This window comes from Vibrio tapetis subsp. quintayensis, from assembly GCF_030409945.1.
Classification (GTDB): domain Bacteria; phylum Pseudomonadota; class Gammaproteobacteria; order Enterobacterales; family Vibrionaceae; genus Vibrio; species Vibrio quintayensis.
Genome location: NZ_JAUFQV010000023.1, coordinates 63,396 through 76,317 on the forward strand (window position 1 = coordinate 63,396; position 12,922 = coordinate 76,317).

The following is a 12,922-nucleotide window of genomic DNA, read 5'->3' on the forward strand; positions in this document are numbered from 1 at the left end:
CTCTTATTTTCTTGCTAAGCCATCCAATAGCTTCTGATGAATGCCACCAAAGCCACCATTACTCATTACAAGAATCTGATCGTCAGGTTGTGCATCTGCAATGATTTGAGCAACAAAGGCATTCATGTCTGGGTTTGTATAGGCAGGGGAAGAGCACTGTGTCGCGATGTCTTCAACTGACCATGTGATGTTGTCTGGTTGAAAAAGATAGACGTTATCCGCCACATTAAGCGATGCCGCAAGTGTGTCTTTATGCACGCCTAACTTCATTGTACTGGATCGAGGCTCTAGTACAGCCAAAATACGCTTGGCGCCCACTTTGTCACGCAGACCTTGTAAGGTCAGTTCTATCGCGGTTGGATGATGAGCAAAATCGTCATAAACCGTCACACCTTTCACTTCACCTTTAAGCTCTAACCGGCGCTTAGTATTAATGAATTTGGCTAACGATTCGCAGGCTAAATCCGGTGTTACGCCAACATGTCGCGCCGCTGCAATGGCCATTAGTGCATTATTGACATTATGTTCGCCAACTAAATCCCATTGAACCCGGCCTACTCTCTCATTTTTTAATATCACATCAAAATCGCTGCCATCTTTTTTGTGCTTACTAACCTGCCATTCACCTTTTTCGCCACTGAACTCCGTTTCACTCCAACATCCGCGCTGTAAAACATCGTCAATCGCTTTGTCTTGTTTAGGTGCGAAGATTCGGCCATTACCCGGCACTGTTCGCACTAAGTGGTGAAATTGGCGCTTAATCGCTTCAAGATCGTCAAAGATGTCAGCATGATCGAACTCTAGGTTATTCATCACTAAGGTTCTTGGTCGGTAGTGAACGAACTTAGAACGCTTATCAAAAAAAGCACTGTCGTATTCGTCCGCTTCTACCACAAAGAACATACTTTCACCTAATCGAGCTGACAGACCGAAATTACCTAAAACCCCGCCAACGAGAAAGCCTGGCTGGTAACCACAATCTTCCAATATCCAGGTCAACATGCTTGCTGTTGTGGTTTTACCGTGAGTTCCTGAAACGGCCAACACCCAGCGATCGTGTAATAGAAATTCTTGTAGCCATTGCGGCCCTGAAATATATTTTAAGTTGTGATTGAGCACGTATTCCACGCATTCATTACCACGGCTCATTGCATTGCCAATCACCACCAGGTCTGGCTTGCTCTCTAATTGAGCGCTTTCGTAGCCTTGAATGATGTCGATCCCCTGAGACTCAAGCAAGGTGCTCATTGGGGGGTAAACGTTTGCGTCACTTCCTGTTACTTTATGTCCGAGCTGCCTTGCTAAAATGGCAGCGCCGCCCATGAATGTGCCGCAAATGCCTAGAATGTGTATGTGCATATTGGAATCCTAACTGCTCATTATGTGATTACTTTAAGAATGCTTAACCACTTTAATTGCTGTTTCAACATACGGTCATTTTGCCGTAAATAAATGAAAAAACGAGCGAATAAACCCATTAACAATCGAGTTACTTCATTACCATAATAAAGATCAAACTTATACAATATGAAGTGTGGCGAATAACCTCCACTTAAGAGGGGTCATCGACCTACGTCTACTTGGTATTAGTTTATCTACTTAACCTACCTTCCTCAGAAGGTACCTCCCAAAGCGGATAAGCGACAATATAATTTACTCACTCATCTGAGATAAAGGAAAAAAGATGTCTGATATTCGCACCTTAGGTGAATTCATTGTCGAAAAACAGCATGACTTCCCCCATGCTAGCGGTGAACTCTCCTCTTTGCTAGGTTCAATCAAACTGGCTGCTAAAATTGTTAACCGTGAAATCAACAAAGCTGGTCTTGTTGACATCACTGGTGCCGTTGGTACTGATAACATTCAAGGCGAAGAGCAGCAAAAGCTCGATTTATACGCAAACGACAAATTTAAAGCAGCATTGGAAGCTCGTGATCAAGTTTGTGGTGTAGCCAGTGAAGAAGAAGACGAGGCGGTTGCGTTCAACAAAGAGTTGAACAAAAACGCAAAGTACGTTGTTTTGATGGATCCACTCGATGGTTCTTCAAACATTGACGTAAACGTTTCCGTCGGTACTATTTTCTCAATTTACCGTCGTGTTTCTGAAAAAGGCACACCACCAACACAAGAAGATTTCCTGCAACCTGGTAATGAACAAGTGGCAGCAGGTTATGTGGTTTACGGTTCTTCTACTATGTTGGTCTACACAACCGGTAAAGGGGTCCATGCCTTTACTTACGACCCTTCAATTGGTGAATTCTGTCTTTCTCATGAAGCGCTAATGACGCCTGAAGATGGCTTTATCTATTCCATCAATGAAGGTAACTATATTCGATTCCCAACGGGCGTGAAAAAGTTCATTAAGTACTGCCAAGAAAGTGTGCCTGAAAAAGGCCGCCCATACACTTCACGTTACATTGGTTCGTTAGTATCTGACTTTCACCGTAACTTGCTCAAAGGTGGTATCTACCTTTACCCAAGTACTGAGTCTTATCCTAATGGTAAATTGCGCCTTCTTTACGAATGCAACCCGATGGCGATGCTTATTGAGCAAGCTGGTGGTTTAGCAACGGACGGAAATCAGCGTATCCTAGACATCAAACCGACAGAATTACACCAGCGTGTGCCTTTCTTCTGTGGTTCAAAGAACATGGTTAAAAAGGTAGAATCTTTTATGGAATTCTACCATAACGACAACTTGTAATTTGTCGTTACGTAATACCAAAAAGCCCTCATGATGAGGGCTTTTTTTTGACGCTTTAAAGCATTCAGGTTAATCAAATTCAAATTGATACAAGAGATCTACAGCGCTCGTCACACCGGACACGGCCTCTAAATACAAATCCGTCATCAAGCGATAACGAACGGTAAATTCGCCTAACGAGTTAAAGATACCCATGCCGTATTTAACCTGCAATCCAGGTAAAATATAACCACTTACGGTCACTTGAGAATCATCACCTGATCCTGCGGTATCAAGTTGTAAATCTTGAACACCAAACGCTTGGCCAATCTCTCCAACCACTTTACCGCTCTTGGCAAGGCTGAGCCCAATCAGTGTCGTTGTCATCATATTGCCACCGGTTTCCGCGTCAATATCTTGCCCTCTTAATAGGTACGATAAAGCGTTAGCCTGCTGCATTGATGGGTCAGAGAAAATGGTCACTGTTGGCTCAGAAGCAGAACCCGTCACCCTAATACCAGCGGTTACATCATCCCGAGTGTTGTCTGGGTTGCGTATCGCCTCTATGGATACATAAGGTTGATCTGCGGGGCCATTCATTAAGATCTTGCCTTGCTTTATTTGCAAGTCTTGACCAAAGGATCGGTAGGTACCATCAATAAGGTTAACTTCGCCAACAATGTAAGGGCTGTTGTCTTTTTGCGAAACTTTAAGCTTCCCTTTCAGGCCACTTTCCAAACCAAAGGCTTTCAGTTCAAAATCATCACCAATAGAAATATTAATGTTGGTCACAATATTCATTGGCAGTGCGCTGTCATTTTTGACGACTTCAAAGTTATCATCAAGCAGTACCTCGTCAGAAGAAACACCAATCGCGGCCTCTGGCAACTCCTGAATGTCTATGCGCCCCCACGGTAGTGAGATATCACCATCTATTCGCACTTCTTCTGGTGTCGCAGTGACGACCATATCTGGCTTCACTTTAATCTGCACCATTGGCGGCAGATTAACATTGAGTTCTTCTGCGAAAATACGCACGTTACTCTTCCAAGCAGATAAATCAGACCAATCACCATCACCGGTAATATCTAACGTTCCGTCAGGTGTCGCTAAGCTGGCATTAACTGTTGCAGCATAACCGTTAAGAGCCACAACCAACTTACCTAAATCGACATTAACAGGGGTGATTTCTCCTTTTGCTACCAAGTCATCAATTGTGAAATCACCGTATAGTTCAGGGTGTAACACTGGGCCGCTAAAGCGCAAATCCGAATGGATATTGGCATTCACTTCACTGAACTCTCCGATTAACGGTTTAAGTGCATTAAGGTCGATCTGGCTTATCTTTAAGTTGCCGTCGATGGTTCTGTCGTCTGCCAGCACTTTATCGATGGAAGCTTGTCCTTGAACATCACCGTTGTCGGTTAAATCAAACAACCACTGGGCAAATAACTGATTGTTTTTCAGTTCGGTTTTGATCGTTATCTTGTCCCAACCTAAAGTGAGCGGGTTTTCCAGTTTTTGAACCACTTGCCCTTTCGGTAGATCAATGGTCGCTTTAACTTGAGGCTTCTCGTCTGGAGCCCATTTAGCCCAAACCTGCCCATCAACACCACCCGTCAGTTCGGTATTTTTTGGTAAGAACATTTTGATCTGATCAAAATTGAAAGCAGATAGCGTCAGGTTCACCTCTCCACTTTCCCCTGCTTGGATGCTTTCAGTCAAACAAAGTTGAGAGTCAGCTTGTTGCCAGCAATGCGCATCGACATTGGCTAAATTACTCTTTCCATCAAATGTAATCGACGTTGAATGATCTAACTGCCACGTCCCTTGCTCTGAAGTTAGCTTTGCTCGCTCTAACGCACCTGACCAAACTAGATGCGGTTCTTGTTGCAGCGCACCGGCAACTTTAACGCTTGCTGACGCGATATCGGACAAGAGATCAAGAGTAAGTTGGTGATCTTGTTCATCCCCTTTGAAGCGAAGATCAACCGAATCAATCACTTGCCCTTGGTAAGCCATGTTTTTCGCCGCAAGTGTAACATCGCCTTTGGGCACCGGTAATGGCTGGATTTGACCTTGCAGGGTTAACTCTTCTAAGCTTGCTTCTTGGTTCCAGTTGGTGTCATTAATCGCAATATCAACGAACACATCGGGTTGTTCCAACTCGCCTCTTAGCTCAATTTTACCCAGCATATTTCCGCTTAATTCCGGGAGGGATTTCGCAAAATCAGGGAACTTTAAATCAAGGTCCAGTTGCCATGTTTTATCAAGCTGACCAGAGGCAAAAACCGTATTTGGCCCATGAGCGATACTCAGGCTTTCGGTAACCAGTTTCAGATCCCCTTTACCAGATACGTCTTGTGCTATGACATCGCCATTAACCAACAGAGGATAGCCTCTTAAGTCTCCCTGAAGAGCTAATAAGGGCAATTCAACGTACCACCCACCTTGCTCTGTTAAATGACCAACAGTCGTGATATTGCCGCTAACAGCACCTTGTAATTCTGGCCATTGCAGCCCTGGTTGGATATTTTCCAAGCCAATATTCGCTTGCCAGCGTACTTGTTCAGCCCAATGAGCACTGGTTTCACCTATGACTTGCCCACCAAGCGCTCCCAACTTGAGTAACTTAAGGTCAATGTATTCTAAGCTACCAGCACCCGAAAGCTGTAAATCTAAGTCTGGAATATCAGTACCTTGTGCAGCCAATTTGGTATCAATATCATAACCGGATAACGACCCATGTAATGCTAGAGATTCAATCTGTGCCTGATAGCCAGGTTTTCCTTTCAATGGCCATTGAAGCTTGCCTTTTGTTAACTTGGCATCAAATGGTAAGTCAGAATTAAGAGGTTCAAGTTCCCCTTTGAGCAAGGCTTCTACTACCCCACCAAAACGAGCATCTAAGCCTAAATGCTCAACACTACCATTCGCCGATAAAGCGAGAGTTTGACCGTTTAAGTCCCCTTCTTTTAACGCGGCATTTAATTGAACGTCCAGAGGATAGCCAGCTTGTAAATCAATCGATCCTTCTAGATCAGCATCGATTTCAGGCATGTCTAATAAGATCGAACGAATGGTGACATGATGGTCCGCCGCCTTTGCGGACAAACCAAGATGATTGACCTTCATAGGACTATCACCATTCATAATGAAGCGCTGAATGTCTATCTGTTCAATATCTACATCCAACGGTATCCAAACTTCAGGCAGCTCAATGTTCGCTGGCTCGGTCGAAGATGCCGTGGTTTGGCCTACTTGCTTTACTTGCTCAGCATCCGCTTCATTTGAAACCGGTAAGGTCAGCCCTATATCCTGCCAAAGCGTTTTGCCCAATGTAAGGTAACGCGATTCCATTGCTACAGAGCTTGAAAAATGTTGCCATTCAACTTGTGTACCAAGAATATCTAGCTGTATATCATTTAACAGGATCGACTTAACCGCTACTGGTAACGGTAGAGTAATTTCGGTCAGTGGTGGAGTACCTTCCACCGGAGCCTCGCTTTCAGCGGTGCCCGTCAATGCAAATTTAAGCCCTGATACTCGCAGCTTATCAATGCAAACCGCTGGGGTAAGTAGGCACTGAGCGTCTAGATTCAATTCGACCTGCTCTGCTGCCAGATCGATGAACAGGTCAGGATCAACAAACGCCACATTAGAAAGTTGAAAGCCCGTCATTAACGCCCCATCAACATCCGTAACCTGAAGCTGCGGTAGCGCTTTTTCAGCTCCCCAGAGTGCTAACTTAAGACCTGTATTGGTAAACAGAAGTCCACCAAGTAACAATAAAACAATGAGGATAAGTGTTGGGATGGTTAAAGCCAGTCTCACCAACCATTTAGCTGCACTTTTTCTCATAGTTCAGGCCCTAAAGTGAAGTGGATGCGAAAATCATCCCACTTATCTGTATCTTCTGGCCATGCAAAATCTAAACGAATAGGACCTACGGGCGATGCCCAACGAACACCGACACCGCGGCCCATTTTCCAATCAGGCGTGTCTATCCAAGCGTCACCGTAATCAACAAATGCGGCAAGCCACCAGTCCCCAACCACGCGATATTGATACTCTAGCGAGGACGTCACCGTATATTGGCCGCCTGTAAGTTTGCCACTACTGTCGGTAGGAGAAATCGATTCGTAACCATAACCACGCAGGCTGTTATCACCACCAGCAAAAAAACGTAACGAGGGCGGGATCTTATCCAATTCATCGGTATAAATAGCACCACCATCAATACGGGCTAAACCGCGATGGTTATTACCAATACTTCGAATCCATGCGGTTCTACCTTGAATAAGGAATAAATCAGCATCGGAGCGTAAAAATTTATCTGTCGCCTCAAATTTCACAACCTGCTTGTCGCCCCACATCGGCATAGAGCCTCCACGAGCTCGCACCCGTGTAAATGATATTCCGGGCAGAAGCATCTTAGAGCGATTACTCACATCAGCTTGTGTATAGTCTTCAAACAAGTACCGAACGTATACAGTGCGATGCCAGCCAGACTCCAATTGCCAATGGCGCTCTACTGCCAAATTATTCTCAAAACTCTTGGTATCTTGCTTGTTAGTGTTCTTCATTCCGTACTTAATTTCATAGTACTCATCAAGCACGTCTTCTAAGGGGATCTTATAGCTGGCTGTGGCCGTTTGCTCGGGTTGAGAAACAGACAATGAGGTTCGAAAGCTATGGCCTCGATCATTTAGCCAAGGTTTTTTCCACGTTAACGTCGCTTTAGGGCCAATATCAGTTGAATAACCGAGGCCGGTTTCTAACTGATTTTTAGATTGTGGTGCCAAAACCACCCGCATAGGCAACTGACGAGTTTCACCAACACCAGATAAATTAGGTTCTACGTGTACAGACGAAAACCACTCCGTATTAGAGAGGTTTTGATTTAACTCACCAACCTGAGTCGCCAAATAGGGATCGTTTTCTTCAAATGGCACCAAAGACTGAATTCTGTCTTCATTGATTTGACTACCATCAATGGAAACGGCACCAAAGTGATAACGTATTCCACTGTTATAAACGATAGTAATCAAGGCTTGCTGATGCGTTGGTGCAACTTTCATCGAAGTTTCAACAAATTCCCCGTCAAAATAGCCTTTTTGCAAAGCAAGGTTACTGAGACCGGATTTTAGCGCTTCGTAGTGACTGTGATTAAGAACCTTCCCAACTTTGACTTGGGAAGCGGTGAGTAGAGCTTGGAAGTCTTCGTCATTTTCAGCTTCACCGAGAATGGTGATATTACTTTGAGCAATCAAAGTTGCAGGCCCAGGCGCGACTTGAACATTCAGCGTTTGCTGATCCTCTGCAACAAGAAAATCAATACTTGGTTGGTAATAGCCCAACGCTTTCAAAGCGTTGATAATATTTTCCTCAAGACGAGACTGGAACCTCAATGAAGTTGAGTATTCTTTTTCATCAATAGTAGACAGGTAAGCATCTACGTTTGTCGCTAAATCGCCCTCTAGCCCAGTGACATCTAGCTTAGTGGCTAGCGCATTGGAAGAAGTCAGTAGGACAAATACGAATAATAAAGGAGTAAAAGTTCTAAGATTTAACATGCTGATACTTATATGATACAACCACGTATTGATGGTAACGCTAACATAGCAAAAATATAAAATGAGACCTAGCCTCATTAGCCACGATTATATAAAAATGCTCGATAAACCTAAACTCATGCCTAACTAATGATAATAAAATACACGGCGACATTAGGTTCTATTGAGCAATATCATAACAAGGAAGACATTATGCTCAATAAAAACACCATTGTTTCACCACAAGAAGCACTAGTTGGCAGAGAAACTGCGATCATTCCGAGTGAAAAACACTTTATCAATCAAAGTGATCTTAACGCACCCATCGAAAGTGAACAACAACAGATACTATTAGGGATGGGCTGTTTTTGGGGGGCTGAACGTCTATTTTGGCAGTTAGATGGCGTTCAATCTACCGCGGTTGGTTACAGTGGTGGTTATACCAAAAACCCAACCTACGATGAAGTCTGCAGTGGCAATACCGCCCACACAGAAGTGGTTAAAGTCGTGTTCGACGCTCGAGTGATTTCCCTCACTCAGCTACTGAGCCACTTCTGGGAGAATCACGACCCAACTCAAGGTCTACAACAAGGTAATGATCGCGGTTCTCAATATCGTTCTGCCATTTATACCTATAATGACTCTCAATTTGAGATAGCAACGGCGAGTAAGCAAGCTTATCAACAAGCGCTGACTGAAATAAAGCGTGACAGCATTACAACAGAAATCAAATCAGCGCTAGAGTTTTACTTTGCCGAAGACTACCATCAACAATATCTGGCGAAGAACCCGCAAGGGTATTGCGGACTAGGTGGAACCGGAGTGTGCTTCCCTCCGGAGCTATAATCTAAGTACTAGCAAGGCTTAAGGAGTCAATCGTTTGGTTGACTTCTTTCATTATGGAAAGCATTTCTCGGTTGTTCAGGTCAGGTAGCACGACCTTTCCTTTTTCAAAAAAGAAGACCCCAATCCCTTTAATGAGGAACGAGCCACAAAATAGCGTTTTGACAAATTTTGCCACCTGCCGTGGATGATAGTGCGTAAAGACTCTTTCCATAATTGTTTCCGCCTATTCTTGTATATCAAGGACTTCAATCGAAGAATCATATATTGAATTAATACGACCAACGTCAAGCCTTTGTCTTTTTATATACCCAAGCAAAATTAACGCCAAAAAGTGCGACTTTGAACTAACATAATTTCAATTATGAGCTACCCTATTGATACTTCAGAAATAAACCCCAACAAAGTAGACGGATATCATTATGAAACTAAAAACTCTATTGGCTCTTAGCCTGACTGCTGCACCAATGATGAGCTGGGCGCACAATATTGAAGTTGGACATTCGGTACCAAGCGTAATGGTAGCAAGTCATGGCGAAGTGGTACTCGACGGCGATAAAACGGCCTATGCAGGCTGGAAAAGCGAACAGCTAAATGGCAAAGCTCGCATCATTCAAGCCATCGCTGGACGTAAAAGCTCAAAGAAAATGAACGCGCCTCTAATCGCCGCGATCACTGCCGCTGAGTTTTCTCGAGAAAGCTACCAAACCACAACTATCATCAACCAAGACGATTCAATGTGGGGAACCGGTTCGTTTGTTAAATCTTCAGCAGAAGACAGTAAACAAGAGTTCTCATGGTCTTCGATCGTCGTTGATGAAAATGGTGTCGTTGCCAAAACATGGGGGCTTGAAGAAGAGAGCTCAGCTATCATCGCATTAGATAAAATGGGCAAAGTACTGTTTGTTAAAGAAGGCACACTGACTGAGCAGGAAATTGCCGACGTACTAGCGAAAGTGAAAGCGAGCCTATAAACTGGCAGTGTCCCATAGAGAGCGGCTCCCTAGCAGCTCTCCTTTTGTTCTACTCCCATTAATGGAAAAGAAAATGACTAAAGTACTTCATACTGACTCAGCACCAGCTGCTATCGGCCCATATGTACAAGGTGTTGACCTTGGCAACATGGTTATGACTTCAGGCCAAATTCCTGTAAACCCTGTAACTGGTGAAGTGCCAGAAGCTATTGCAGACCAAGCCCGTCAGTCTCTGGATAACGTGAAAGCTGTTGTAGAATCTTCAGGACTAAGCGTAACTGACATCGTAAAAATGACGGTTTTCGTAAAAGATTTGAATGATTTTGGCGCTGTAAATGAAGTGTACGGTGCTTTCTTTGACGAACATAACGTTGCTAACTACCCTGCACGTTCATGCGTTGAAGTTGCTCGTCTGCCAAAAGATGTACTGATTGAAATCGAAGCGATTGCGGTTCGTAAATAGGCTGAATAAAGATGACAAAAAGGAGTGCTAAGCACTCCTTTTTATTTAAGGCATAGAAAAGAATTTCACTATTTTTTCTGATTCAGAATTTCTACTTCTGCATCCAGCTCTGCAAGCTTCTCTTTCATTTGCTCGCGGCAAACATTCGCTAACTCGCGAACATTTTCTTTGCTGTAACCTTCCACACTGACTGGAGGCAGCATTTCCACTATAACGTGACCATTATTCCAACGGTTCAGTTTTATCTTGTCTTGAGTCGTACTACAAACAATCGGAATAACAGGAACGTCGGCACCGATAGCCGCATGAAAAGCCCCTGTTTTAAATGGCAATAAACCACGACCACGAGAACGAGTTCCTTCAGGGAACATCCATACAGAAACACCAGACGCTTTGATTTGCTCAACCACTTGGCCGATAGTACCTACCGCTTTAGAACGATTTGCACGGTCAATCAATATGTTACCAGTAATCCAATAAAGCTGACCGAATAGTGGCAACCACATCAGGCTCTTTTTACCAACGGTCACAACCTTTGGAGTCACCGCAGACGAGATAGTAAACAGATCCCAAGAGTTCTGGTGGTTTGCTACATAAACATGCTGACCACGTTCATAAGCATCATCTGGAATCCGCAACTCTAACTTAATGCCAAACACTCGTGACATATAGCCAAAGTAACGACCAAAGGTGAATACGTGCTTTGGGTTTCGTGGGCTTAATAGGCAATAGCCACAGCCAAATACGAACATTAATATGGCAAATATCGCGACAGCGATAAGACGTAAAAAAGCGATCATTTGTTTTTATTCCAGTTTAATTACAAAAAAGCCGAAACCCAAAGATTCCGGCTTTTGATGATGTCATCAAATTAGCTCGTTTCTCTAAAGCGCTCTATGTTTGCGCCGAGTTTAGCCAGTTTGTTTTCAATTCGGTCGTAGCCACGGTCAATATGATAAATACGGTCTACGATGGTGTCGCCTTCGGCAATACAGCCTGCAATAACCAAACTTGCTGAAGCTCGTAAATCAGTAGCCATCACTTGCGCGCCGCTTAGCCCATCGGTATCACCACAAATTACGGTATTACCTTCAATGTCAGCTTTGGCTCCCATACGCATCAGCTCTGGGACGTGCATAAAGCGATTTTCAAAGATCGTTTCGGTAATCACGCCACTTCCCTCTGCGATCATGTTTAGCAACGTAAACTGAGCTTGCATGTCGGTAGGGAAACCCGGGTGCGGAGCAGTACGAATAGAAACAGCTTTTAGCTTACGATCGGTCATGTCTAGGCTGATCCAATCATCACCGGTTTCGATTAAAGCGCCCGCTTCTTCTAGCTTAGCCAGTGCCGCCTCAAGCAAAGAGGCTTTGGTATTGCGACACACGACTTTACCACCAGACACGGCAGCAGCAACAAGGAAAGTACCCGTTTCAATACGATCAGCGACCACGGCGTGCTTACCGCCACCAAGACGTTCAACGCCTTCAATCGTGATGGTGTCTGTTCCTGCGCCAGTGATTTTTGCACCAAGCGTATTCAAGAAATCCGCCGTATCGACGATTTCTGGCTCACGAGCGGCGTTATCAAGCACGGTTTTGCCTTCTGCCAGTGTTGCTGCACACATCACGGTAATTGTTGCGCCAACACTCACTTTGTCCATCACAACATGAGCGCCTTTTAAGCGACCATCAACTTCCGCTTTCACGTAGCCTTCTTCAAGGGTAATGGTTGCACCCAGTTGCTCTAAACCATGAATGTGCAAATCGACCGGACGCGCACCAATAGCGCAGCCGCCAGGTAGCGACACTTGGCCTTTACCAAAACGAGCAACCAATGGACCCAAAGCCCAAATTGACGCACGCATGGTTTTCACTAAATCGTAAGGAGCACAAAATTGGTCAATACCACGTCCATCGACATGAACTGAACCATTTCGTTCTACTTTTGCGCCTAATCGTGTCAACAACTCCATTGTGGTGTCGATATCACGTAACTTAGGCACATTGGTCACTTCTACTGGCTCTTCAGCCAAAATAGCAGCGAATAAAATGGGTAAGGCAGCATTTTTAGCGCCAGAAATTGAGACTTCACCACTCAGAGGGGCAGAAGAACCTTTTACTCGAAACTTTTCCATCAATAAACCTTATAGAGACATCAGTTTCTTATCACGAGCCCACTCTTCCGGCGTATAAGCCTTAATAGAAAGAGCGTGAATGTCATTACGTTGGATGTGAGCCATAAGCGGGCCATAAATCAGCTGTTGTTTCTTAACGCGATTCATACCATCAAAACAAGCATCAACAGCAATCACTTCATAATGACTGCCTTCTCCTTTTACATGCACTTCATCTAAATTCAATGCTTCGTCTAGTAGTTTTTTTACTTCTACGCTGTCCACGGT

The 12,922-nt window shown here is 44.2% G+C and carries 11 protein-coding genes; 4 read left to right on the forward strand and 7 right to left on the reverse strand.

What is annotated here, in order from left to right; genetic code table 11:
• Positions 1-3 precede the first annotated feature (3 nt).
• Positions 4-1,359 carry a UDP-N-acetylmuramate:L-alanyl-gamma-D-glutamyl-meso-diaminopimelate ligase gene (gene mpl, locus QWZ04_RS08515; protein WP_290326947.1) on the reverse strand — a complete coding sequence of 452 codons (1,356 nt, stop codon included), beginning with the start codon at positions 1,357-1,359 and terminating at the stop codon, positions 4-6.
• Between the two features lie 325 nt (positions 1,360-1,684).
• Here mpl and fbp point away from each other — a divergent pair, with 325 nt between their 5' ends.
• Positions 1,685-2,704, forward strand: coding sequence for a class 1 fructose-bisphosphatase (gene fbp / locus QWZ04_RS08520; RefSeq protein ID WP_290326949.1), 1,020 nt, complete (start codon positions 1,685-1,687; stop codon positions 2,702-2,704).
• A 69-nt stretch (positions 2,705-2,773) separates the two neighbouring features.
• On the opposite strand, the gene tamB is transcribed toward fbp, so the two are convergent.
• Together tamB and tamA are read right to left on the reverse strand one after the other, a co-directional pair.
• On the reverse strand, positions 2,774-6,544 hold the full coding sequence (tamB, locus tag QWZ04_RS08525) for an autotransporter assembly complex protein TamB (protein WP_290326951.1): 3,771 nt from the start codon (positions 6,542-6,544) through the stop codon (positions 2,774-2,776).
• Entirely contained in the window at positions 6,541-8,259 is a 1,719-nt protein-coding gene (gene tamA, locus QWZ04_RS08530) for an autotransporter assembly complex protein TamA (protein WP_290326953.1), read from the reverse strand. Before tamA ends, tamB begins: the two co-directional genes overlap by 4 nt.
• A 192-nt stretch (positions 8,260-8,451) precedes the next feature.
• On the opposite strand from tamA, the gene msrA reads away from it, so the two are divergent.
• A complete protein-coding gene (gene msrA / locus QWZ04_RS08535) occupies positions 8,452-9,084 on the forward strand; it encodes a peptide-methionine (S)-S-oxide reductase MsrA (RefSeq protein ID WP_290326955.1) in 633 nt (210 codons plus the stop codon).
• Position 9,085: 1 nt separating this feature from the next.
• On the opposite strand, the gene QWZ04_RS08540 is transcribed toward msrA, so the two are convergent.
• Positions 9,086-9,295, reverse strand: coding sequence for a DUF1107 domain-containing protein (locus QWZ04_RS08540; RefSeq protein WP_290326958.1), 210 nt, complete (start codon positions 9,293-9,295; stop codon positions 9,086-9,088).
• Positions 9,296-9,503: 208 nt separating this feature from the next.
• Between QWZ04_RS08540 and QWZ04_RS08545 the strand changes: the two genes are divergently transcribed.
• Positions 9,504-10,055 carry a YtfJ family protein gene (locus QWZ04_RS08545; protein ID WP_290326960.1) on the forward strand — a complete coding sequence of 184 codons (552 nt, stop codon included), beginning with the start codon at positions 9,504-9,506 and terminating at the stop codon, positions 10,053-10,055.
• A 73-nt stretch (positions 10,056-10,128) separates the two neighbouring features.
• Entirely contained in the window at positions 10,129-10,518 is a 390-nt protein-coding gene (locus QWZ04_RS08550; protein ID WP_290326961.1) for a RidA family protein, read from the forward strand.
• 68 nt (positions 10,519-10,586) lie between these two features.
• Here QWZ04_RS08550 and QWZ04_RS08555 read toward each other — a convergent pair whose 3' ends face one another.
• The 3 genes from QWZ04_RS08555 to ibaG form a co-directional block, all read right to left on the reverse strand.
• Positions 10,587-11,318 (reverse strand): 1-acylglycerol-3-phosphate O-acyltransferase, encoded by a 732-nt coding sequence (locus tag QWZ04_RS08555; protein ID WP_290326963.1) that lies wholly within the window; start codon positions 11,316-11,318, stop codon positions 10,587-10,589.
• A gap of 71 nt (positions 11,319-11,389) precedes the next feature.
• Positions 11,390-12,655 carry a UDP-N-acetylglucosamine 1-carboxyvinyltransferase gene (gene murA, locus QWZ04_RS08560; protein ID WP_290326965.1) on the reverse strand — a complete coding sequence of 422 codons (1,266 nt, stop codon included), beginning with the start codon at positions 12,653-12,655 and terminating at the stop codon, positions 11,390-11,392.
• Between the two features lie 9 nt (positions 12,656-12,664).
• Positions 12,665-12,919, reverse strand: a complete 255-nt coding sequence (gene ibaG / locus QWZ04_RS08565) for a BolA family iron metabolism protein IbaG (protein WP_290326967.1) — start codon at positions 12,917-12,919, stop codon at positions 12,665-12,667.
• Between the last annotated feature and the right edge of the window lie 3 nt (positions 12,920-12,922).

What these genes read in the sequence shown, in the direction of transcription:
- msrA (WP_290326955.1), top strand. Translation starts at nt 8,452, where the DNA reads ATGCTCAATAAAAACACCATTGTTTCACCACAAGAAGCACTAGTTGGC.
- murA (WP_290326965.1), bottom strand. Translation starts at nt 12,655, where the DNA reads ATGGAAAAGTTTCGAGTAAAAGGTTCTTCTGCCCCTCTGAGTGGTGAA.
- fbp (WP_290326949.1), top strand. Translation starts at nt 1,685, where the DNA reads ATGTCTGATATTCGCACCTTAGGTGAATTCATTGTCGAAAAACAGCAT.
- QWZ04_RS08550 (WP_290326961.1), top strand. Translation starts at nt 10,129, where the DNA reads ATGACTAAAGTACTTCATACTGACTCAGCACCAGCTGCTATCGGCCCA.
- tamA (WP_290326953.1), bottom strand. Translation starts at nt 8,259, where the DNA reads ATGTTAAATCTTAGAACTTTTACTCCTTTATTATTCGTATTTGTCCTA.
- QWZ04_RS08540 (WP_290326958.1), bottom strand. Translation starts at nt 9,295, where the DNA reads ATGGAAAGAGTCTTTACGCACTATCATCCACGGCAGGTGGCAAAATTT.
- mpl (WP_290326947.1), bottom strand. Translation starts at nt 1,359, where the DNA reads ATGCACATACACATTCTAGGCATTTGCGGCACATTCATGGGCGGCGCT.
- QWZ04_RS08555 (WP_290326963.1), bottom strand. Translation starts at nt 11,318, where the DNA reads ATGATCGCTTTTTTACGTCTTATCGCTGTCGCGATATTTGCCATATTA.
- tamB (WP_290326951.1), bottom strand. Translation starts at nt 6,544, where the DNA reads ATGAGAAAAAGTGCAGCTAAATGGTTGGTGAGACTGGCTTTAACCATC.
- QWZ04_RS08545 (WP_290326960.1), top strand. Translation starts at nt 9,504, where the DNA reads ATGAAACTAAAAACTCTATTGGCTCTTAGCCTGACTGCTGCACCAATG.